This is a genomic window from Pseudonocardia spirodelae, from assembly GCF_037727765.1.
Classification (GTDB): domain Bacteria; phylum Actinomycetota; class Actinomycetes; order Mycobacteriales; family Pseudonocardiaceae; genus Pseudonocardia; species Pseudonocardia spirodelae.
Window position 1 is genome coordinate 34,431 of record NZ_JBBJUP010000025.1, and the last position, 22,322, is coordinate 56,752.

Annotated in this window: 17 protein-coding genes and 1 pseudogene; 12 read left to right on the top strand and 6 right to left on the bottom strand. The window is 75.0% G+C overall.

Features of this window, described 5'->3' with window-relative positions:
• The first annotated feature begins 19 nt into the window (after positions 1–19).
• Entirely contained in the window at positions 20–916 is an 897-nt protein-coding gene (locus WJX68_RS23565; RefSeq protein ID WP_340294835.1) for a LysR family transcriptional regulator, read from the top strand.
• An 886-nt stretch (positions 917–1,802) separates the two neighbouring features.
• Positions 1,803–2,159 (top strand): annotated as a pseudogene (locus WJX68_RS23570) (hypothetical protein); the annotation flags it as partial.
• A gap of 40 nt (positions 2,160–2,199) precedes the next feature.
• Here WJX68_RS23570 and WJX68_RS23575 read toward each other — a convergent pair.
• Complete coding sequence (locus tag WJX68_RS23575; protein ID WP_340294837.1) at positions 2,200–3,906, bottom strand: AMP-binding protein; 1,707 nt, start codon at positions 3,904–3,906, stop codon at positions 2,200–2,202.
• A complete protein-coding gene (locus WJX68_RS23580; RefSeq protein ID WP_340294839.1) occupies positions 3,906–5,252 on the bottom strand; it encodes an MFS transporter in 1,347 nt (448 codons plus the stop codon). Before WJX68_RS23580 ends, WJX68_RS23575 begins: the two co-directional genes overlap by 1 nt.
• 239 nt (positions 5,253–5,491) lie before the next feature.
• Here WJX68_RS23580 and WJX68_RS23585 point away from each other — a divergent pair, with 239 nt between their 5' ends.
• Both WJX68_RS23585 and WJX68_RS23590 read left to right on the top strand, forming a co-directional pair.
• Entirely contained in the window at positions 5,492–6,334 is an 843-nt protein-coding gene (locus WJX68_RS23585) for a helix-turn-helix transcriptional regulator (RefSeq protein ID WP_340294842.1), read from the top strand.
• A 67-nt stretch (positions 6,335–6,401) separates the two neighbouring features.
• Positions 6,402–7,235: a CHASE3 domain-containing protein gene (locus WJX68_RS23590; protein ID WP_340294845.1), complete on the top strand. Its 834-nt coding sequence runs from the start codon at positions 6,402–6,404 to the stop codon at positions 7,233–7,235.
• A 64-nt stretch (positions 7,236–7,299) separates the two neighbouring features.
• Here WJX68_RS23590 and WJX68_RS23595 read toward each other — a convergent pair whose 3' ends face one another.
• Positions 7,300–8,511: a PQQ-dependent sugar dehydrogenase gene (locus WJX68_RS23595; protein ID WP_479692290.1), complete on the bottom strand. Its 1,212-nt coding sequence runs from the start codon at positions 8,509–8,511 to the stop codon at positions 7,300–7,302.
• A 195-nt stretch (positions 8,512–8,706) separates the two neighbouring features.
• Here WJX68_RS23595 and WJX68_RS23600 point away from each other — a divergent pair, with 195 nt between their 5' ends.
• From WJX68_RS23600 to WJX68_RS23610, 3 genes are read left to right on the top strand one after another with little or no spacing between them, the layout of a single operon-like run.
• Positions 8,707–9,774 (top strand): NAD(P)-dependent alcohol dehydrogenase, encoded by a 1,068-nt coding sequence (locus WJX68_RS23600; RefSeq protein WP_340294850.1) that lies wholly within the window; start codon positions 8,707–8,709, stop codon positions 9,772–9,774.
• A 25-nt stretch (positions 9,775–9,799) separates the two neighbouring features.
• Complete coding sequence (locus tag WJX68_RS23605; protein WP_340294853.1) at positions 9,800–11,416, top strand: flavin-containing monooxygenase; 1,617 nt, start codon at positions 9,800–9,802, stop codon at positions 11,414–11,416.
• Between the two features lie 13 nt (positions 11,417–11,429).
• Positions 11,430–12,614 carry a serine hydrolase domain-containing protein gene (locus tag WJX68_RS23610; RefSeq protein ID WP_340294856.1) on the top strand — a complete coding sequence of 395 codons (1,185 nt, stop codon included), beginning with the start codon at positions 11,430–11,432 and terminating at the stop codon, positions 12,612–12,614.
• On the opposite strand, the gene WJX68_RS23615 is transcribed toward WJX68_RS23610, so the two are convergent.
• Entirely contained in the window at positions 12,572–15,277 is a 2,706-nt protein-coding gene (locus tag WJX68_RS23615) for a winged helix-turn-helix domain-containing protein (RefSeq protein WP_340294859.1), read from the bottom strand. The genes WJX68_RS23610 and WJX68_RS23615 overlap by 43 nt on opposite strands.
• A gap of 113 nt (positions 15,278–15,390) precedes the next feature.
• Positions 15,391–16,602: a cytochrome P450 gene (locus WJX68_RS23620; RefSeq protein WP_340294862.1), complete on the bottom strand. Its 1,212-nt coding sequence runs from the start codon at positions 16,600–16,602 to the stop codon at positions 15,391–15,393.
• Between the two features lie 128 nt (positions 16,603–16,730).
• Here WJX68_RS23620 and WJX68_RS23625 point away from each other — a divergent pair, with 128 nt between their 5' ends.
• From WJX68_RS23625 to WJX68_RS23640, 4 genes are read left to right on the top strand one after another with little or no spacing between them, the layout of a single operon-like run.
• On the top strand, positions 16,731–17,249 hold the full coding sequence (locus WJX68_RS23625; RefSeq protein ID WP_340294865.1) for a hypothetical protein: 519 nt from the start codon (positions 16,731–16,733) through the stop codon (positions 17,247–17,249).
• Positions 17,250–17,307: 58 nt separating this feature from the next.
• A complete protein-coding gene (locus WJX68_RS23630; protein WP_340294868.1) occupies positions 17,308–18,150 on the top strand; it encodes a DUF4097 family beta strand repeat-containing protein in 843 nt (280 codons plus the stop codon).
• Positions 18,151–18,189: 39 nt separating this feature from the next.
• Positions 18,190–19,140, top strand: a complete 951-nt coding sequence (locus WJX68_RS23635) for an ATP-binding cassette domain-containing protein (RefSeq protein ID WP_340294871.1) — start codon at positions 18,190–18,192, stop codon at positions 19,138–19,140.
• A complete protein-coding gene (locus WJX68_RS23640) occupies positions 19,137–19,961 on the top strand; it encodes an ABC transporter permease (RefSeq protein ID WP_340294873.1) in 825 nt (274 codons plus the stop codon). The genes WJX68_RS23635 and WJX68_RS23640 overlap by 4 nt, the downstream gene beginning before the upstream one ends.
• On the opposite strand, the gene WJX68_RS23645 is transcribed toward WJX68_RS23640, so the two are convergent.
• Positions 19,937–21,232, bottom strand: a complete 1,296-nt coding sequence (locus WJX68_RS23645; protein WP_340294876.1) for a cytochrome P450 family protein — start codon at positions 21,230–21,232, stop codon at positions 19,937–19,939. The two genes, WJX68_RS23640 and WJX68_RS23645, sit on opposite strands and share 25 nt — an antisense overlap.
• A 125-nt stretch (positions 21,233–21,357) precedes the next feature.
• Between WJX68_RS23645 and WJX68_RS23650 the strand changes: the two genes are divergently transcribed.
• Positions 21,358–22,317, top strand: a complete 960-nt coding sequence (locus tag WJX68_RS23650) for a DUF808 domain-containing protein (protein ID WP_340294879.1) — start codon at positions 21,358–21,360, stop codon at positions 22,315–22,317.
• Positions 22,318–22,322 lie beyond the last annotated feature (5 nt).

The following is a 22,322-nucleotide window of genomic DNA, read 5'->3' on the forward strand; positions in this document are numbered from 1 at the left end:
TTCGGGCGATACTGGTCCGGTGGAGCTGCGACACATGCGCTATGTCCTGGCGGTCGCGCAGCACGGGTCGTTCGGCAGGGCGGCCGAGGCGCTGTTGGTGGCCCAGCCGTCGTTGAGCAGGCAGGTCCGCGCCGTGGAGACCGAGCTCGGAGAGCTTCTGTTCGTGCGGGGCCCAGGCGGGGTCACTCCGACCGCGGCCGGGCGGGCATTCGTCACCCATGCCCGGCAGGTCATCGCGTTGGCCGACGCGACAGGAGAGGCGGTACGGGCCGAGGCACCGCCACGTGAGCTCGTCCAGATCGGGCTGCCGCCGGGCCTGTCGACCGAGTGGACCTCTCACGTGGCGCGCGGGCTGCTGCACGACGTTCCCGGGGCCACCGTCAGATTCGTCGAGGCGGGCAGCGCCGAACAGCTGCGACTCCTGTCCCAGGGGCGCCTCGACGTGGCGTTGGTCCATCAGATCCCGCCCGCCGGCACCTGGTCCGCGCTGGTTGCGAGTGAGCCCCTGGGTGTCGCGGTCCGCCCCGACCATCCGCTCGCCGCATCGGCCGTCTATCGACTCGTCGATCTGGACGGGCTCCGCGTGCTGGTGCACTCCCGCGACCAGATCCCCACTCAGCAGGACGGTGTGCTCGCCGCAGCCAGCACGTTCGGAATCGCCCCGGTATGGATCTTCGCCCGGTTCGTCGAGCACGCCAGGGCCAGTGCCGAGGCCGCCGAGGCCGACGCGGTGCTCGCCGGTTCGCACACCGCCGCCCGGCAGCTGGCGGACTGGGTGTGGCGTCCGGTCGAGGGCCTGGGGCAGCCGATGAACACCTGGGTCGTCCGCCGCAACGACGCCCGGGACGTCGCGACCCCGGTCGTCGCGGTCATCCGCGCGGCCGCATCCGCGAGGACGCGGGACGCTCGGGACTGAACGTCCGCCACGGGGCCGGGGCAGGCCCGGTCGCGTCCGCCCCGTCGGAGCAGCGAGGACAGCAGAGACCACCGACGGTCCCGGCCTCCTCGAGTAGGTGCCGCAGACCGCGGGGTGCACGCCGGGCTGCGGATGGCCCGCGAGGTGCGCCGCGGACGTGAACGAGTCGCACGGCTGCTACGCGCCGCCGGGATCGCCGAGCACATGCGCGCCGAGCTGGTCGTCGACACACCACGGATGGCGACCTGGCGACGCCGGCCCGCACCCGGTGCGATCGTCCACGCCGACCGCGGAGCCCAGTCCACCTCCTGGATCTTCGGGCACCGGCTGCGCGAGGCCGGCTGCTCGGCTCGATGGGCCGGGTCGCGTCCAGCGTGGACGACACGCCGATCGGACCGTTCCGGTCGGCTGCGCGGCGCGAGCCGCTCGACACCCGCGATCGGGACACCCCGCAGCAGCTGTCCGCGGCGATCTTCGAGTGGATCGAGGCCTGGTACAACCCCCGCCGACGCCACACCAGCACCGGCCACCCCGCCCCGCCCCGCCCCGGCCGCGGACGACGTCACACCGCCGCCGCTACCGCGACATGATCAGCACACCGATCGTGTCCGGGGAACAGGGCCAGGCCCCGTACTTCCTCGGCGCCGGCATCACGCCGACCCCTCCGCGGGTTCAGAGCCTCCATCGAGACGGGGCGGTTCGCAGCCGAAGGCCGCGAGTCCGACGGAGAGCCCCGAGGGGCCGTGTGTCCACCCACGCGGACTCGGGACCGAGCGGGGCCGGGATCCGGCGACGACCGGACCCCGGCCCGGGTCAGCTCCCCGCCCCGGGGCGACCGAGTCGCCGTCGCCAGTCGGGGGCACCGAGGAACCGGACGACCTTCGCGATGAGGTCGCCGCGAGACTTCGACACGGGATACCAGTTCGGCTCGGAGCGCGGCTCGATCCGCTCGGCGACGACGGTCTGCTGCCGGCAGTACTTCAACAGGCCCTGGGCCCCGCCGGCGGCGCTCGAGCACGAGCACTGCTCAGGACGCCAAGCCCCGAGAGGGCCGCGGCGACCGTCACCGGGGCGACCGGCAGGAGATGTTCGACATCATCGACGGCGGCCGGGCGACTCGGTCGTGCTGACCAGCTCGGTCGCCGGGCTCGCGGGCCTCCCGGACCAGGCCCACTACCGCGCGGCCGAGCACGGGCTGGTCGAGCCGATGCGGGTACTCGCGGTCGAGCGCGCACCGCACGGCATCCGGGTGGGCTCACGTCCGGGCCCCCGGGTCGGGACCGTCAGCCCCGCAGCTCCGGCAGGTCCTCGTAGCGCCACTCGGTCTGCGCGACGGCGCCGGGGGCGTCCCGCTCGCGGGCGCGCAGCTCCACCCGCCGGATCTTCCCGGAGATCGTCTTCGGCAGCTCCGCGAACTCCAGGCGCCGCACCCGCAGGTACGGCGCCAGGTGGTCGCGCGCGTGGGTCAGGATCGCCACGGCCGTCTCCCGGGTCGGCTCGTGGCCCGGGGCCAGCGCGACGTAGGCCTTCGGCACGGCCAGCCGGACCGGGTCCGGCTGCGGGACGACGGCGGCCTCCAGCACCGCCGGGTGCTCGACGAGCACGCTCTCCAGCTCGAACGGCGAGACCTTGTAGTCGCTGGCCTTGAACACGTCGTCGGTGCGCCCGACGTAGAACAGGTAGCCCTCGTCGTCGCGGGTCGCGGTGTCGCCGGTGTGGTAGAAGCCGCCGGCCATCGCGTCGGCGGTCTTCTCCGGCATGTCCAGGTAGCCGGTCATGAGGCTCACCGGCCGCCGGGACAGGTCGATGCAGATCTCGCCCTCGGTGTCGGAGACCTCGCCGGTCACCTCGTCGACGAGGACCACCGGCACGCCGGGCAGCGGGCGGCCCATCGAGCCCGGCTTCACGACCGAGCCGGGGGTGTTGCCGACCGAGGCGGTGGTCTCGGTCTGGCCGAACCCGTCGCGCAGGGTCAGGCCCCACTGCGCCCGGACCTGCTCGATGATCTCCGGGTTGAGCGGCTCGCCCGCGGCGATGACCTCCCGCAGCGCGCCCGGGCCGCCGGACAGGTCGGCCTTGATGAGCATCCGCCACACCGTCGGCGGCGCGCAGAACGTGGTGACGCCCTTGTCCCGGATCTGGCCCAGCAACGCGGCGGCGTCGAAGCGGGAGTAGTTGTGGAGGAAGATCGTCGCCCCGGCGATCCACGGCGCGAAGAAGCAGCTCCACGCGTGCTTGGCCCAGCCCGGCGAGCTGATGTTGAGATGCACGTCGCCGGGCCTGATGCCGAGCCTGTACATCGTGGACAGGTGCCCCACCGGGTACGACGCCTGGGTGTGCTCGACCAGCTTGGGCCGGCTCGTCGTGCCGGAGGTGAAGTACAGGAGCAGCCGGTCCTCGGCGGTGGTCCCGGGGTGCTCGACGGGCGCGTCGTCGGCCGCATCGGCACCGGTGAACGCCAGCCAGCCCGGCGCCGCTCCCCCGACGGCCACGGCCGTGCGCCCGTCGAGCAGGCCCTCGAACCTGCCGGTGCACGACACGTCGGCGATCACGAACCGGGCGTCGCCGCGCTCCAGGCGGTCGGGCAGGTCGACGGCGCCGAGGGCGGTCGTCGTCGGCATGATCACCGCGCCCAGCTTCATCACCGCCAGCATCGACTCCCACAGCTCGACGCGGTTGCCGAGCATGATCAGCACGCTGTCCCCGCGGCCGACCCCCAGCCCGGACAGCCACCGGGCCACCCGGTTCGACCGGCGGCGCAGCTCGTCGAAGCTCCAGGCGCCCTCGGTGCCGTCCTCCTCGACGATGCGCAGCGCCGTGCGGGACTCGCCGTCGGCGATCACGTCGAACCAGTCGTGGGCCCACTGGAACGCGCCGTCCAGCCGTGGCCAGTCGAAGTCGTCGACGGCCCCCTCGTGGTCGCCGTGCCGCGCGACCAGCCGGTCGCGGGCACCGCGGTAGAGCTCGTGGTTGGAGGGTCGAGCGGTCATCAGGACTCCACGACGGCGGGCGCGGCCTCGTGCTCGAGGGCGCGGTTGCGGGTCTCGGTCAGCGCCGACACGCAGACGAAGGACAGGACGGCGGTCAGCGCGAGCATCACGCCGATCGCGATCGAGCCGTGGGTCGCGGCCAGCCCGGGCGCGAGCAGCGGCGGGATCGCCCCGCCGAGCACGCCCGCGAGGTTGTAGCCGAGCCCGGCGCCGGTGTAGCGGTGCCGGGCCCGGAACAGCTCGGGCAGGTAGGACCCGACGGGGCCGTAGGTGATCGCGAAGATCACCATCGTGCCGGTGAGCCCGAGCGCGAACGCGGCCGCGCTGCCGGTGTCGAGCAGCGGGAACAGCACCAGCGCCCAGACGACGCCCGCCGCGCAGGAGATCCGGATCATCGTCCGCCTGCCGAACCGGTCGGACAGCATCCCGGACACCACGATCACCGCGCCGAACACGACGGCGGCGCCGATGCCGATCGACAGCACGACCGGCCGCGACAGCGCCGCGCCCTCGGGGTTGGTGCCGTAGGAGGTCAGGTACGCCGTCCCCATGTAGAAGAACGCGAACTGCATGGTGAGCGCACCGGCGGCGAGCAGGACCTCGCGCGGCTGGTCGCGCAGCACCTGCAGGAACGGCAGCTTCTGCGCCGGGCGCGGCGCGGCGGCCGCACGGGCCTGCTCGGCGCGGAACGCCGGCGTCTCCTCGATCGAGAGCCGCACCCACAGCCCGACGCCGACCAGCAGGATCGACAGCAGGAACGGGATCCGCCAGCCGTAGGCCAGGAAGGCCTCGTCGGTGTCGCCCATGATCAGCCCGGTCGCGAGGAACGTCCCCGAGGACAGCGCGAACGCGATGGCCGGGCCGAGCTGCGGGAAGACCCCGTAGAGGCCGCGCTTCTCCTTCGGTGCGTACTCCGCCGTCAGCAGCGTCGCCCCGGCCCACTCGCCGCCGACGGCGAAGCCCTGGCAGAACCGCAGGGCCACCAGGATCAGCGGCGCGGCGACGCCGATCGTGTCCGCGCCCGGCAGCAGCCCGATCAGCACGGTCGCGACGCCCATCAGCAGCAGCGTCGAGATCAGGGTGCGCTTGCGGCCGATCCGGTCGCCGTAGTGGCCGAACACGATCGCGCCCACCGGGCGGGCGAAGAACGCCACCGCGAACGTCGCGAACGACGCCACGGTGCCGGCGGTGGCGCCCAGCGCCGGGAAGAACACCTTCGGGAACACCAGCGCCGCGGCCGTGCCGTAGATGAAGAAGTCGTAGAACTCGATCGTCGTACCGGCGCAGCTCGCAGCGGCGACCCGGCGCAGGGGTACCGGCGGCCGACCGGTCGGTGGAGTGGACATCAGGGCGCCCCTCGTCGAGCAGGTCTGTGGTGGGTGCAGCGTCGTGCGGGGCGGCGACGGGCCGCTACCAACCGAAGTCGGGGGTGGCGTCTGCGTCCGGCCGTCCGGGAACCGGGCCCGCCGGCGCGGCTTGACGTGCGGCCCCGGCGTCTGGCAGAACTCGCGCGAGGCGCCTCGTTGCTCGTCACGACCGCCGCGCACCGGGCAGGGACGTCCGGACCGGACCGAGGAGGACCTCCGTGCTGCACGACGACTCCGTGGCGCGCGCCCTCGACTCGGTCCTGGGCCGCCGGCTGCACGAGCTGCGGAGCACGACCGGGCTGCCGGTGGTGTTCGGCGGCGCCACGCGTGCGCTCGGCCCCGACCGGCAGCTCACGATCAGCCGGCTCATCGGGACGCTCGGAGACTCGCTGCGCCTGCTCAGCGTGCCGGCGGGCCGCGGGCTCGGCGGCGCCGCGATGGCGCGCCGGGCCCCGTGCCGGGTCCGCGACTACGCGACCACGGCCGGCATCACCCACGACTACGACCACGCCGTCGTCGAGCACGAGCGGCTGTCCTCGATCCTCGCCTACCCGGTCGTCGTGCACGGGACGGTGCACGGCGTCGTATACGCGGCGTCGCGGGAGAGCCGCCCGATCGGCGACGTGGCCGTCCGCAACGCCGGTGTCGTCGCGGCGACCATCGGGCGCGACACCGCCGCGCTGCTGGAGCGGCGGGACGGCCCGGCGCCTGCGGAGACGCCCGGGGGCAGCAGCGGTGGCGCGATCCGTGAGCTGGCCTCGCTGATCGCGGCGACGAGCGACCCGCAGCTGCGGGACCGGCTGGTCCGGATCCATCACGGCCTCACCGGCGTGGCGCCGGACCCGGAGCCACGCACGACGCCCGCGCCGCGCCTGCTCGCCCCCCGCGAGATCGAGACGCTGCGCCACGTCGAGGTCGGGGCGACGAACGCGGAGATCGCCGCCCGGCTCGGCATCACCGTCCCCACCGTCAAGGCCTACCTGCACAGCGCGATGCGCAAGCTCGACGCCGGGAACCGGGCGCGCGCGGTGATCGCCGCCCGGGCCGCGGGCCTCCTGTAGCCGAGCGCGGCCGCGGCGGCGGCGCTCGGACGGGCCGGGAACGGGTGCCCGTCCCTAGACTCCCCCGGTGGCCCGGAGTGTTCGCGACACCGTCAGCGCTGCGACGCAGCCCGTCCTGCGGCGCTGGCACCGCGTCCCGATGCGGGTCCAGACCAGGATCACGATCGGGCTGCCGCTGCTCGCCGTCCTGGTGTCGGCGTCGCTCGCGCTGACCGGCAACCTGCAGCGCGTCGACATCGAGACCGACATCCAGCGCAAGTTCGAGATGACCGGCACCCTCGGCGAGCTGACGACCCTGATGGTCGACGCCGAGACCGGTGTCCGCGGCTACCAGCTCACCGGGCAGACGCAGTTCCTGCAGCCCTGGACCGAGGCGTCCGCGCAGCTGCCGTCCGTGCTCGACCGGCTCGACGCGCTCGCCGCCGCCGAGCCCGGGGAGAAGCCGCGCACCGACAAGCTGGCCCGCATCGCCGAGCTGCGGGACCTGTCCGGCAAGCAGATGGCCGACCTGGCCCGCCAGCGCGACGTCGTCGCCGCCGGTGGCGACACCGGCGCCGAGATCCGGGGCGACCTGGCCTACGGCAAGAATCTGATGGACGGCATCCGCAGCCGGGTCGACCAGATGCAGACCGGCGAGCGGGAGCTGCTCGACGACCGGATCACCGAGATCAACGACATCCGGCTGCGCGACTACCTGTCCGTCGGGATCGCGCTGGTCGTCGCGGTGCTGACCCGGTTCGTGGCGTACTTCCTGCACCGCAACGGCATCCTGCGCCGGGTCGACCGGCTGGCCGACACGGTGCGGCTCATCAACTCCGGCGAGCCGGTCCCCGAGCCGCCGCCGGAGCGGCGGGACCGGATGGGCGAGCTGGAACGCGAGGTCCACCTGCTGCAGCGCTGACCCGGCCGCCGGGGCCGGGGCGACGGCGGGGCGGGCCGGACCCCGGGCTGACGCGCCGGCCGGGTCAGCCCGTCTCGACCCGCAGCACCCGGTCGTCGGTGCCGTTCGACGTGGTGACCAGCAGCGCCCCGTCCGGTGCCGCCCGCACCCCGCGCAGCCGGCCGAAGGTGCCGTCGAGCACCGCCGGGATCTCGACGTCGGCGACCACGCCGTCCGCGCCCAGCCGCATCAGCAGCAGCTTCTGCCCGCGCAGTGCCGCGACGGCGAGCATGCCCTCGCGCGGGCCCCACCGCGGCCCGTCGAGGAACGCGGCACCGGCCAGGGCCTCGGGCGGGCTCCCGGAGCTCCACGCCGCCGCGACGGCGTCGGGGTAGCGGTCGAGGTCGGTCATCGGGACGGACTCGTCGTAGCCGCCGACGGTGCCGCCCTGCGCGGGGTCCCAGCCGTGGTTGCCGCCGGGGCGCAGCACGTTGACCTCGTCGTCGCGGGTGGGGCCGTGCTCGGCGGTGACGATGCGACCGGTGCCCGGCTCGATCGCGACGCCCTGCACGTTGCGGTGCCCGGAGGTGTACACGAGGCGCTGACGCGGATCGGCGGCGCCGGCGTAGGGGTTGCCCGCGGCGGGGCCGCCGGTGGCCGGGTCGACCCGCAGCGTCTTGCCGCCGAGCGAGGTGAGGTCCTGCGGGACCGCGCCCGTGGCCGCGTCCCCGGTGCCGACGACGAGCGCCCCGGTGTCGTCGACGGCGATCCGGCAGCCCGAGTGCCGCCCGCTCGGGGCGAGCGGCAGTCCGCCCACCAGCGGGTCGGCCACCCGGGTCGCGGTGGCGCCGTCCGGTGACAGCGTCCAGGTGACCAGCCGGACGTCGACCGGGTTCCCGCCCCCGGCGTGCGTCTGGCACGTGGTGAACCGGGCGCCGGTCGCGAAGTCGGGATGCACGGCCAGCCCCATGAGGCCGCCCTCGCCGCGGGCGAACACGTCGTCCTGCGCGGCGGCGACCGGGGTGACCGCGGCGCCGGGGGTGGGCGAGGCGAGCAGCGAGATGCGTCCGCCGCGCTCGGTGACCAGCGCCCGGCCGTCGGGCAGCACACCGATGTCCCAGGGGTGGGAGAAGCCGCCCGCGACCTCGGTGACCCGCAGCTCGCCGGGGGCCGCCGGGGCCGGGCCGGACGCCGGGGCCGGCGCGGGTGCGGGGCCGGGCGCCGCGGGGGCGGCCGCGCCGCAGCCCGCCGCCACCATCAGCGCGACGGCCGCGACCGCCGTCCCGGTGCGGCGCAGGTGGGAGGGGGACGCGTCTCGGCTCACCCGGCCATTCTGTCCGTTATCACCGTTTCCGGCGCGGTGACGGGGCCTGCGGGACCGGCCGCCACCCCCCGGGATGTGATCCGGGCCACCCGGAAGGGGGGACCACCCGCCCGGGGCCGCTGCGACGGTCGGCAGCGTCCCACCCCCCTCGCCCACGGAGCCGGACCGATGCCCCAGATGATGAACGCGTTCGTGATGCCCGAGGTCGGCAAGACCGCGGTCACCCAGAAGCCGATCCCCGAACCCGGCCCGGAGGAGGCGGTCGTCCGCACGACGGCGGCGCTGATCTGCACCTCCGACGTGCACACCGTCAAGGGTGCGCTGCCCGTCGCGCCGGGGGTGACCCTCGGCCACGAGGCCGTCGGCGTGGTGCACGCGCTGGGGTCGGCAGTCGAGGGCTTCACCGAGGGCCAGCGGGTCGCGGTCAACGCGGTGACGCCGTGCTTCCGCTGCGAGTACTGCCAGTCCGGGTTCACCAGCCAGTGCGGCGGCCCGCTCGGCGGCTACCGCTACACCGCGCAGGTCGACGGCAACATGGCCGAGTACTTCGTGGTCCCGGCGGCGAAGGGCAACCTCGCCCCCATCCCCGACGAGCTGTCCGACGAGAAGGCGGCCTACTGCTGCGACATGCTCTCCACCGGGTTCATGGGCGCCGAGCACGCCCGGATCGGGCTCGGCGAGACCGTCGCGGTGTTCGCGCAGGGCCCGGTCGGGCTGAGCGCGACGATCGGCGCGAACCTGCTCGGTGCGGGCCGGGTGATCGCCGTGGAGTCCCGCCCCGAACGCCAGGAACTGGCCCGCCGCTTCGGCGCCGACGACGTCGTCGACTTCACCCACGGCGACGCGGTCGAGCAGATCATGGACCTCACCGGCGGGGTGGGCGTCGACGCCGCGATCGAGGCGTTCGGGTTCCCGCAGACCTTCGAGGCGTGCGTGCGCGTCACCAAGGCCGGCGGGCGCGTCTCCAACATCGGCTACCACGGCGAGAACCCCGAGCCCCTCACGCTCCCGCTCGACGCCTTCGGCCTCGGCATGGCCGACAAGTCGATCCACACCGGGCTGTGCCCCGGCGGCAACACCCGCATGGCGCGGCTGTTCCAGCTGCTGCTCTCCGGCCGGGTCGACCCGACCCCGATGACCACCCACCGCTTCGGCTTCGACGACATCGAGACCGCGTTCTCGATGATGCAGGACAAGACCGACGGCATCGTCAAGCCGCTCATCACCTTCGCCTGACCCGGCGCGCACACGAGGAGGACCCATGACCGACCCGACCGTCCCGACCCGGACCGTCGACGCCGTGGTGCTCGGCGCCGGCGTCGCCGGGCTGTACCAGCTGCACCAGCTGCGGGAGCAGGGCCTGACCGTCCAGGCGTTCGACGCCGCGGGCGACGTCGGCGGCACCTGGTGGTGGAACCGCTACCCGGGCGCCCGCTTCGACTCCGAGGGCTACATCTACCAGTACCTGTTCGACGAGAAGCTCTACAAGGAATGGGCCTGGAGCCAGAAGTTCCCGGGCCAGCCGGAGATCGAGAGCTGGCTGCGCTACGTCACCGACCGGCTCGACCTGCGCCGCGACATCCGGTTCGACACCCGGGTCACCGCCGCGCACTACGACGAGGACCGCGGCCGCTGGACGGTCCGCACCGACCGGGGCGACGTCGTCGACACCCAGTTCTTCGTCTCCTGCGCCGGGATGCTGTCCGCGCCGCTGCACGACATCGAGGGCGCCGACACCTTCGCCGGACAGCTGGCCTACAGCTCGTCCTACCCGGCCGGGGGGCTCGACCTCGCCGGGAAGCGGGTCGGGGTGGTCGGCGTCGGCGCCACCGGCATCCAGATCATCCAGACGATCGCGTCCGAGGTGGGGCACCTGACGGTGTTCGCCCGTGGCCCGCAGTACGCGCTGCCGATGAAGAACCCGACCTACACCGAGGCCGACCAGCAGCGCTACCACGCCCGGTTCGACGAGCTGCGCGAGACGATCCCGCACACCTTCACCGGGTTCGAGTACGACTTCGAGCACGTGTGGGCGGACTGCACCCCGGAACAGCGGCGCGAGATCCTCGAGGAGATCTACGCCGACGGCTCGCTCAAGCTGTGGCTGGCGAGCTTCGGCGAGATGTTCTTCGTGCAGGAGGTCAGCGACGAGATCTCGGAGTTCGTCCGGGAGAAGATGCGCGAGCGGCTGCACCACGACCCGTACCTCGTCGAGACCCTCGTCCCGACCGACTACGGGTTCGGCACCCACCGCGTCCCGCTGGAGAACGGCTACTTCGAGGTCTACCACCGGGAGAACGTCGACCTGGTGAACTGCCGCCGGACCCCGATCGCCCGGATCCGGCCCGAGGGCGTGGAGCTGGCCGACGGCACCGTCCACGAGCTGGACGTGCTGATCCTCGCCACCGGCTTCGACGCCGGCACCGGCGCGCTGACCCGGATCGACATCCGCGGCCGCGGCGGCCGGTCGCTCGCCGAGGAGTGGGGCCGCGACATCCGCACCACGATGGGCCTGGCCAAACACGGCTACCCCAACCTGCTCACCACCGCGACGCCGCTCGCGCCGTCCGCGGCGCTGTGCAACATGACCACCTGCCTGCAGCAGCAGACCGAGTGGATCACCGAGGCGATCGCGACGCTGCGCGCGGAGGGCAGGTCCGTGATCGAGCCGACCGCCGAGGGCGAGGACGCCTGGGTCGACCACCACGAGGAGGTCGCGGGCGCGACGCTCGTCGCGAACACGACCTCGTGGTACCTCGGCTCGAACGTGCCCGGAAAGCCGCGGCGCCTGCTGTCCTACATCGGCGGGGTCGGCACCTACCGGCAGAAGTGCGCCGAGGAAGCGGCCAACGGCTACCCCGCCTTCACCCGGACCTGAGAGGACACGACACATGGGAACGCTCATCAACGGCTCGGTCGACCGCACCGCCGTGGACACGGTGCTCCGCCGGGCGGTCGACAGCGGCGCGGTGCCGCATGTCGCGGCGATCGTCGCCGACCGCGACGGCGTGCTCTACGAGGGCGGTGCGGGCCCCGGGACGGTCGGCGGGTCCGGCGGTGACGTCGGCGCCGCCACCCAGTTCCGGATCATGTCGATGACCAAGATGGTCGCGACGACCGCGGCGCTGCAGCTGCGCGACGCCGGGACGCTCGACCTCGACGCCCCCGTCACCGAGTACCGGCCCGAGTTCGCCGAGGTGCAGGTCCTCGACGGCTTCGACGGCGACACCCCGCGGCTGCGGGCGCCGCGGACCCCGGCGACCGTGCGGCACCTCCTCACCCACACCACCGGCCTGGGCTACTGGTTCTTCGACGCCGACCTCGCCCGCTACGAGCAGGTCACCGGCACCCCGAACGTGCTCGGCGGGCTCGGCGCGTTCCGCGCGCCGATGCTGCACGACCCCGGCGAGCGGTTCACCTACGGCATCAACACCGACTGGCTCGGCAAGGTCGTCGAGTCCGTCTCCGGGGCGGGGCTCGACGTCGTCGTGAAGGAGAACATCACCGGCCCGCTGGGCATGGACGACACGATGTTCCTGCTCGACGAGGCGCGCACCGCGAACGCGGTCACCGTGCACGTCCCGGGCGAGGACGGCGGCTGGGTCTCGGCCGGCGAGCTGCTGCCGCAACAGCCGGAGTGGTGGGCGGGCGGGCACGGGCTGTACTCCACCCCGCGCGACTACGTCCGCTTCCAGCAGGCGCTGCTGCGCGGCGGCGAGCTCGACGGGGCGCGGATCCTCGCCGGGTCCACGGTGGACGAGGCGTTCCGCAACCAGATCGGCGAGCTGGACTTCCCGCCCGCCATCCCGTCGGCGGACCCGGCGATCACGTTCCCGTTCGACGCGGGCCCCGGCTGGAAGTGGGGGTACGGCCTGATGCTCAACACCTCCGACGTGCCCGGCGGGCGCCGGGCCGGGACCGGGGCGTGGGCGGGCCTGTTCAACACCCACTTCTGGGTCGACCGCACGACCGGGATCTGCGCCTCGATCTACACCAACTCGCTGCCGTTCGTCTCGCCCGGGGCGTTCGCGCTCTACGGCGACTTCGAGCAGGCGGTGTACGCCTCGCTGCGGTGAGGCACGGCCTCGGTGCGGTTGCGGACGCCGAGCTCGCCGTAGATGTGCTTCAGGTACCACTTCACGGTGTTGACCGTGACGCCGAGACCGCCCGCGATGGCCCGGTTGTCCCGGCCCAGGCCGAGCATCCCGAGGATCTCGTGCTCGCGTGCGGTGAGCCCGGCCGCCGCGGCCGGGGCGGCACCACCGTCGTCGAGCAGGGCCGCGAGGCGGTCCGCCGCCGGGTCCGCCGTCCCGTCGGCGGCGGCCCGCTCGCGCAGCCGCACGGCCACAGCGCGGACGTCGCGGCCGCCGTCGAGGACGAGCTGCGGGGCGCCCGCGGCCACCGCCCGTTCCAGGGCCGGGGCCAGGGTGCGCTCGGCGGCGAGCCGCCGGGCCGCGCCCTCCAGCACCCCGGCCAGGCGCACCGTCAGCTCCGTCTCCTCCCGCACCCGGCCGCGGCGGCGGGCCTCGGCGGCCAGCTCCTCCAGCAGCGCGGCGGCCCGGTCGGTCTCGCCCTCGGCGGCGAGCACCGCGGCCAGCGCGGCACCGCGGGCGGCGTCCACCCGGCCGGCGATGCCGCCGTCGAGGTCTGCGCCGGTCGGCAGCTCCTGCGCGGCCCGGCGGGCCTGACGGATGCGGCCGCGGGCGACGAGCTGGTCGATCCGCTCGGCACCGACGGCCGCGCGCAGCCGGGGCAGGCCGAGCCGGTCGGCGACCCGGGCGCCCTCGGCGAGCAGCTCCGCGGCCTCGTCGCCGGCGCCCTCGTCGGCCCGGATCCGGGCCAGCAGCGCGTAGCTGGCGACCATGAAGTCGACGACGCCGCTCTCCGCGCCCAGCTCCCCGCTCTCCACGAGCAGCCGCTGTGCCTCCTCGCGCTCGCCGCGCAGGTGGCAGAGCTCCCCGAGCAGGGCCCCGGCCAGCTGGGCGGCGTGCGAGCGGCGTCCCGCCATCTCGCGGGCCAGCGCCACCGCGTCGCGCAGCTGCCGCTCGGCGCCGTCGACGTCGAGCACCGACAGGGCGGCGATGCCGGCGAAGCAGCGGCCGTAGACCCCGGCGAACGGCCCGCCGGCGCGGTCGTGGAAGCGCCGCGCCCAGCGCTGCCGCTCGCGGGCGAGCTCGAACCGGGCGGCGTGCAGGTCGCAGAAGGACTGGATGTTCGCCGCGACCGCCACCACCCAGGGCCGGTAGACCAGCGAGCGGTCCAGGCTGCGGCGCACGAGCAGCTCGGCCCGGTCGGTGCGGTCGCCGTAGACGTCGATGCACGCCTGGACGACGTCGGCCTCGCTGTGCAGCTCGTCGTGGGCGTCGTCGACCGGCAGCGCCGCGCGCAGCACGTCGAGGGCCGCCTGCGCGGCGTCGCTGCGCTGGAGCAGGCAGTTCGCCCAGGCCACGGCCATGAGCAGCCGCGGGCGGCCGTCGGCGGCGGTCGGCGGGAGCCGCCGGACCAGCCCGAGCAGGCTCACCATCCGGCTGTGCTCGACCAGCGGCATGGCGTGCTGCTCGACGAGGTCGGTGGCGCCGTCGACGTCCCCCGCGGCGAGCGCGTGCACCACCGCCTCGGCGACGAGACCGTGCCCGGCGAACCAGCCCGACGCCCGCCGGTGCAGCTCCGCGGCCCGGCCGGGGTGGTCGCGGTCGAGCCGGCGGCGCAGGTACTCGGCGAACAGGTGGTGGTAGCGGAACCACTCCCGCTCCGGGTCCAGCGCACGCAGGAACAGGTCGCGTGACTCCAGCTCGGCCAGCGCGGCCCCGCCGTCGGGGCGCCCCGCGAGCGCACCGGCGAGCCCGCCGCACAGCCGGTCGCACACCGAGGTCGCCAGGAGCAGGTCGAGCAGGTCCGCGGGCAGCGCGTCGAGGACGTTCTCCGCGAGGTACTCCCCCACCGAGTGGTGGCGCCCGGAGAACCCGCGGATCAGGGTCTCCGGGTCGTCGGTGTCGCGCAGCGACAGCGACGCCAGCTGCAGCGCCGCGACCCAGCCGTCGGTGCCCTCCGACAGCCGCGCGACGTCGTCGACGCCCAGGCGCAGCCCGTTGAGCTCGACGAGGAACTCCCGGGTCTCGACGAGGTCGAAGCGCAGCACGTCGGCGTCGATCTCGGTGAGGCGGCCGCCGACGCGCAGCCGGCTCAGCGGCAGGCGCGGGCGCCTGCGGCTGGTCAGCACGACCGCGAGGTTCGGCGGAGCGAGGTCCAGCAGGTGCATCAGGGCCCGGTGGACCTCGGGGTTCTCGACGAGGTGCCAGTCGTCGAGGGCGAGGACGAACGGGCCCGGGTGGGCGCCGAGGGTCTCCAGCAGCGCCGAGAGCGTGAAGGCGCGGGTGTCCTCGGCGTTCTGCTCGATGAGCTCCAGCAGGTCGTCGACGGCGGTGGGGTCGGGCAGCACCCGGCGGACGGTGCCGAGCAGGTGGGTCAGGAACCAGTGCGGGGTGTCGTCGTCGCGGTGCAGGCCCATCCAGGCGACGGTCGCGCCGCGGGCGTGCAGCATCTGCAGCCACTGCACGGCCAGGGTGGTCTTGCCGTACCCGGCGGGGGCGTGGATGACGGTCAGCGGGCGCGGCCCGGCCCGGTCGAGCAGGTCGGTCAGGCGCCGGCGCGCGATGACGTTGCGGACGTGACCGGGGCCGCGGAAGCCCGCGGGCCGTGCCCGGTCCTCCGGTGCCGCCCGCTGTACCGACGTCGTCATCCCCGACCGCCCCCGCTCCGGTCCGACAGCCCGCCGCGACGCCGCAGCGGGTGACCCCGGTCACGGTCCCAGTGACGCCGCCGGTCCGCGCCACCCGAACGGGTGGGAGCCGGTCACGGGTCCACCCGCACCGGTAGCGACCCGAGCCGCTCGAACCCCAGCTCCGACGGCCCGTCCGCCGGCTCGGCGAGCCGCAGCGCCGGGAAGCGCTCGGCCAGGGCCCGCAGCGCCACCTCGATCTCCAGGCGGGCCAGCGCGGCGCCCAGGCAGTAGTGGGCGCCCTGGCCGAACCCGAGGTGCCCCTCGCCGCGGCCCGGCTCGCGGGTCACGTCGAACTCGTCGGGGCGGTCGTGGCGGCGCGGGTCGAAGTTGGCGGTGACCAGGCCCGCCGTGACCGCGCCGCCGGTCGCGACCGGCTCCCCGCCGACGACGAGGTCGGTGCTCGCGTAGCGGGGCGCGCTGGTCGGGACCGCGCCGCAGGTCCGCACGATCTCGTGCACGGCGGCGGGCCAGCGCTCCGGACCGGCGCGGAGCGCGGCGAGCGGGCCGGGGCGGGTCAGCAGGGCGAGCGCACCGCGGGCCAGCACGTGCGAGGTCGTCTCGAACCCGGCGACGACGAGGTCGAACAGCAGCACGTCGAGCTCCTCGCCGGTGAGCCGGTCGCCGTCGTCGTGCACCGCGACGAGCGCGCCGACCAGGTCGTCGGCCGGGGTGGCGCGGCGGGCCGCGACGAGCTCGTGCACCTGGCCGACGACGGCGTGCGCCGCCGCGGGCATCCGCTCCGGGTCGGGCGCGACGAACAGCCCGGCGAGCTCCCGCCAGGCGCCGCGCCGCTCCACCGGCACGCCGACCAGCTCGCAGATCACCGCGATCGGCAGCTCCCGGAACAGCGCCGGGACCAGGTCCACGGGCGCGCCGCCCGCGCCGGCGGCCGCGACGTCGTCGAGCAGGGCGGCGGTGAGCGCCTCGACCCGCGGCCGCAGCCCGGTGACCCGGCGGACCGTGAACGCCCGCGACACCAGCCGGCGCAGCCGTGCGTGGTCGGCGCCGTCGCGGGCGAGCAGCCCCCGGCCGAGGTGGCCGAGCTCGGGCGGCAGCCCGACGGCGGTGAGGATCGTGCCCATGACGTCCCGCGCGCCGGGGACGCCGGTGGGGTCGTTGCGCAGCCGGGGGTCCAGCAGCAGGGCGTGCACGTCGTCGTGGCGGGTGACGAGCGAGACGCCCTCCAGCCCCGGCATCGCGACGACGGGGCTCTCCTCCCGCAGGCGCCCGAAGGCGGCGACCGGGCAGGTACGGGGCGGTGCGGGGTCGGCGGTGCGGTCCACGGGCTGCTCCTCCACGACGACGGCGGGACCCCACCACCCGACACCGTGCCGTCGCGTCCGGGTCAAGCCCGCACCCGCCGTGGCGCCGCGGGCTTGACGATGGCGCCATCGTGCGCCATAGTTGCGCCATGGAGCTGGACGGATATGTCGACCGCCTGCGCACCGAGTTCGCCGCACTGGGCGAGGCCGCGGGCGAGGACACGGCGGCGGCCGCGGAGCGGCTGCTCACCCCCCTGACGTCGACGACCCGGCTGGTCCTGCTCGAGGCGCTGGCCGCGGCGGCCGACGAGATCACCCTCGAGCTCGCACCGGGGTCGGTGCACGTACGGCTGCGCGGCAACGACCCCGAGTTCGTCGTCACCACGGAGCACGCCGCTCCCCCGGTGGCGACGGAGACGCCGGCGATGGCGCCACCCGTGGCGCCAGCACCGGCCGTCGGCGTCGAGAGCGAGTCCGGGCCGGTCGCCCGGATCAACTTCCGCCCGCCGGAGGCGCTCAAGGCCCGGATCGAGGAGGCCGCCGGCCGCGACGGTCTCAGCGTCAACACGTGGCTGACCCGGGTCGCCGCGGCCGCGCTCGACCGGCCCGCCGCCACCGACCGGCCCGCCGACCCGGCCCGCCGTGGCCGCGTCGGCTGGTTCGGCTGAGGCCCACCACCCACCCCTGACTCACGGCGTCACCGCGACGCCGAGGAGGCGATGCCCCGTGCCCAGCTACGAGACCCCCGAGCCCGTCACCGCGACCGTCGACCTCACCATCGGCGAGGTGCGGGTGACCGCGTCGGACCGCACCGACACCGTCGTCGAGGTCCGGTCCTCCCCCGCCGACCGCGCGCAGGCCGACCAGGTCCGCGTCGAGCTGACCGGTCGCGAGCTGCGCGTCACCGGCCCGCAGCTCGGACTGCTGCAGAAGCTCACCCCGCGCACCCCCGGCCGCTCCGTCGAGGTCGAGATCGCGCTGCCCACCGGGTCGTCGCTGACCGCGGGCACCACCTACGGCGGGATCACCGTCGAGGGCAGGCTCGCCGGCTGCACCGCCCGGACCCGCTACGGCGACGTCCGCCTCGACGACTCCGGCTCCGCCGAGCTGAGCACCGGCTACGGCCACGTCCGGATCGGGGGGACCGTCAGCGGCGACGCCACGGTCCGCTCCGACCACGGCGGCCTCACCGTCCACCGGATCGGCGGCAGCGCGACGCTGAGCAGCAAGCACGGCGTGATCCGCGCCGACGAGCTGACCGGCGAGGCCGAGCTGACCGGCACCCACGGCGTCATCGAGGTCGACGAGCTCGGCGCGGGCGCCCGGGTGCGCACCGCCTACGGCAACGTCCGGCTCGGCCGCGTCCACCGCGGCGAGGTGTCGATGACCAGCACCCACGGCCGCCTCGAGGTCGGCGTCGCCGAGGGCAGCGCCGTCTGGCTCGACGCCGACACCACCGGCCGGATCACCAACACGCTCACCCCCCGCGACGACCCCGACGGGTTCACCGACACCGTCACCGTCCACGCGCGCTCCCGCGAGGGCGACATCGTCGTCCGCCGCGCCTGAGCACCGCCGTCCACCGTCACCACCACGAGAGGAACCACCGTGCCCACACCCCCGCCCGCCATCGCCGTCGCCGCCCTGCACCGGTCCTTCGGCGACCACGCCGTGCTGCGCGGCATCGACCTCGACGTCCCCGTCGGGACCGTGCTCGCCCTGCTCGGCCCGAACGGCGCCGGCAAGACCACCCTGGTCCGGATCCTGTCGACGCTGCTCGCGCCGGACTCCGGCCGCATCCGCATCGCCGGGAGGGACCCGGCGACCGACCCCGACGGCGTCCGCGCCGCGATCGGGGTGACCGGCCAGTTCTCCGCCGTCGACGGCCTGCTGACCGGGGCGGAGAACCTGCGGCTCATGGCCGACCTGCACCACCTGCCCCGCGGGCGGCGCCGGGACCGGGTACGCGAGCTGCTCGACCGGTTCGACCTCGCCGACGCCGCGGACCGCCGGGCCGGGACCTACTCCGGCGGGATGCGCCGGAGGCTGGACCTGGCCATGACGCTGGTCTCCGACCCGCAGGTGCTGTTCCTCGACGAGCCGACCACCGGCCTGGACCCGCGCAGCCGGCGCGACCTGTGGGACGCCGTGCGCGACCTCGTCGGCCGCGGCGTCACCGTGCTGCTGACCACGCAGTACCTGGAGGAGGCCGACCAGCTCGCCGACGACGTCGCCGTCCTCGACGGCGGCCGGCTCGTGGCCCGCGGCACGCCGGCGCAGCTCAAGGCCCGGGTCCCCGGCGGGCACGTGCGCCTGCGCTTCGCCGACGACGGCGTCCTCGCCGCCGCCCGGGCCGCGCTGCCGGCCGCGGTGGCCGACCCGTCCGCGGTGACGCTGCAGCTGCCCGCCACCGGGGCCCGCGACCTGCGCGACGTGCTCGACCGGCTCGCCGCGACCGGCGTGGAGCCCGACGAGCTGACCACCCACACCCCCGACCTCGACGACGTCTTCCTGGCCCTCACCGGCCACCCGACCGCCCAGGAGGTGGCCGCGTCATGAGCGCGCCCGTGATCCCGATCGCGACCGACCGTCCCATGCTGGTCGCCGACACCGCGACGATGCTGCGCCGCCGTGTCCGGCACCTGCGCCGCTACCTGTCGCTGACGATCATGCTGATCGCCCAGCCGATCGTGTTCCTGCTGCTGTTCGTGTTCGTCTTCGGCGCCACGATGGGCGCCGGGCTGGCCGGGCCGGGCGGCGGACGCGACGCCTACCTGGCCTTCATCACCCCGGCCGTGCTGCTGATGACCGTCGCGAGCGTCGCGCTCGGCACCGCGATCGGGGTGGCGACCGACATGACCGAGGGGATCGTCGCCCGGTTCCGGACGATGGCCATCGCCCGCTCCAGCGTGCTGACCGGGCACGTCGCGGGGGCGTTCGTCCAGACCGCCGCCGGGCTGGCGGTGGTGCTCGGCGTGGCGCTGCTGCTCGGGTTCCGCAGCGACGCGGGCCCGCTCGCCTGGCTCGGCGTCGCCGGGATGCTGGCGCTGCTCACCCTGGCCCTGACCTGGCTGACCGTCGCGCTGGGCCTGGCCGCGGGCAGCGTGGAGACGGCGAGCAACACCCCGATGTTCCTGGTGCTGCTGCCGTTCCTGGGCAGCGGGTTCGTGCCGGTGGAGTCGATGCCGGCCGGGCTGCGGTGGTTCGCGGAGTACCAGCCGTTCACGCCGGTCATCGACACGCTGCGCGGCCTGCTCGGCGTCGGCGACACGGCCGGGCTCGGCACCGACGCGGCACTGGCCGTCGGCTGGTGTGTGGTCGTGACGGCGGCCTGCGTGCTCTGGTCGCGCCGGCTCTACGAGTCGCGTTCCTCGTCCTGAGCACCGGCCGGCCGGGCCTGCGGGTCCGGCCGGTCGACCCGTACCCGCAGCGCGGGCAGGCGCTCGAAGCCCAGCACCGACGGCCCGTCCGCCGGCCCGGCGAGCCGCAGCGCGTCGAAGCGGGTCAGCAGGGCCGACAGCACGACCTCCACCTCCTGGCGGGCCAGCGCCGCGCCGAGGCAGTAGTGCGGCCCGTGCCCGAACCCGAGGTGGCCCTCGCCGCGGCCCGGGTCGCGGCGGACGTCGAGCTCGTCGGGCCGGTCGGGCAGGACCCGCGGATCGGTGTTGGCGGTCAGCAGGCCGGGCAGCACCGCGGTCCCGGCGGGCACGGCGGTGCCGCCGATCTCCATCGGCCCGGCGGCGTAGCGCGGGACGCCGGTCGGGACCGGGCCGCAGGTGCGGACCAGCTCGTGCACCGCCGTCGGCCACAGCTGCGGCTCCGCCCGCAGCGCGGCGAGCTGGCCGGGCCGGGTCAGCAACGCCAGGGTCCCCTTCGCCAGTACGTGCGCGGTGGTCTCGAACCCGGCGACGGTCAGGTTCACGGTCAGGTCGAGGATCTCCTGCTCCGAGAGCCGGTCGCCGTCCTCCTCGTGCGCCTCGACCAGCCCGGAGAGCAGGTCGCCGGTCGGCTGCGCACGGCGCGCGGCGATCATCTCGTGGACGTGCGCGACGACGTCGCGGGCGACCGCGGGCATCCGGCCGGTGTCGGGGTGGATCAGCAACCGCGCGAACTCCCGCCAGCGGCGGCGATCGGCCTCGGGCACCCCGACGAGCTCGCAGATCACCGTGATCGGCACCGGGTAGGCCAGTGCCTCCACCAGGTCGACCGGGCTGCCGTCGGCCCCGGCCGCGGCGATGTCGTCGAGCAGGCCCGCGACGATCTCCTCCACCCGCGGACGCAGGGCGTTCACCCGGCGGACGGTGAAGGCCCGCGACACGAGCCGGCGCAGCCGGGCGTGGTCGGCGCCGTCGCGCGACAGCAGCGGGCGGCGCAGCAGCGCCAGGTCCTCGGGCAGCCCGATCAGCCCGGTCTGGACCTCGGTCAGGAAGTTGCGGGCCTCGGGGACCGACGCGGCGTCGTGGCGGAGGCGGCCGTCGGTCAGCACGGCCCGGACGTCGGCGTGCCGGGTCACCAGCATTCCCTGCTGGGTCGCCCTGCCGGGCACCTCCAGCGGGATCTCGGCGACGGGCACGGCCTCGCGCAGGGCGGAGAACGCGGCGACCGGGTCGGCGTCGGCCGGGGGCGGGGCGGCGGTGGTGTCCTGGGACATGGCGCCAGTCGACACCGTGCCGTCGCGGCACGGTCAAGCCCGCGGGTTCGGTCCCGTTCGTCACGCTCGCGCCGTAGGCTGCCGCGCGTGCGCACGGATTCAGCCCCGCAACGGACGGTGACCCGATGAGCGGACTCTTCGCCCTGCTCGACGACATCGCGGCCCTCGCCCGGCTCACGACGGCGTCGCTGGACGACGTGGCCGGCGCGGCCGGGCGGGCCGGCGCCAAGGCCGCCGGCGTGGTCGTCGACGACGCCGCCGTCACCCCGCGCTACGTGCAGGGGCTCAAGCCCGAGCGCGAGCTGTCGATCATCTGGCGGATCGCGAAGGGCTCGCTGCGCAACAAGCTGCTGTTCATCCTGCCGGTCGCGCTGATCCTGTCCCAGTTCGCGCCGTGGGCGCTCACGCCGATCCTGATGCTCGGCGGCTGCTACCTCGCCTACGAGGGCGCGGAGAAGCTGTGGGAGGCGTTCTCCGGGCACACCGAGCATCCCGAGGAGCGCGACGAGAAGGTCGCGGCCGACCCGGCCGAGCACGAGCGGACGGTCGTCTCCGGCGCGGTGCGGACCGACTTCATCCTCTCCGCCGAGATCATGGTGATCGCGCTGAACGAGGTCGCCTCCGAGGGGCTCGTGTCGCGCGCGGTCATCCTGGCCGTCGTCGCCGTCGCGATCACCGCGCTGGTCTACGGCGCGGTCGCGCTGATCGTGAAGATGGACGACGCCGGGCTCGCGCTGGCGAGGCGGGGCACCGGCGCCGTCGCCGCGCTGGGCCGCGGCCTGGTGAAGGCCATGCCGATCGTGCTGCGCACGCTGTCGGTGGTCGGGATCGCGGCGATGCTGTGGGTCGGCGGGCACATCCTGCTGGTCGGTCTGGACGAGCTGGGCTTCACCCCGCCCTACGACCTGGTGCACCATCTGGAGGTCGCCGTCGCCGACGCGACCGGCGCGCTGGGCGGGTTCCTCGGCTGGCTCACCAACACCGTCGGGTCGGCGATCCTCGGGATCGTCGTCGGCGCGGTGATCGTCGCCGTGCTGCACCTGGTCCCGCGGCGCGGGACGAAGGACGACACCGCACACGCCTGACCGGG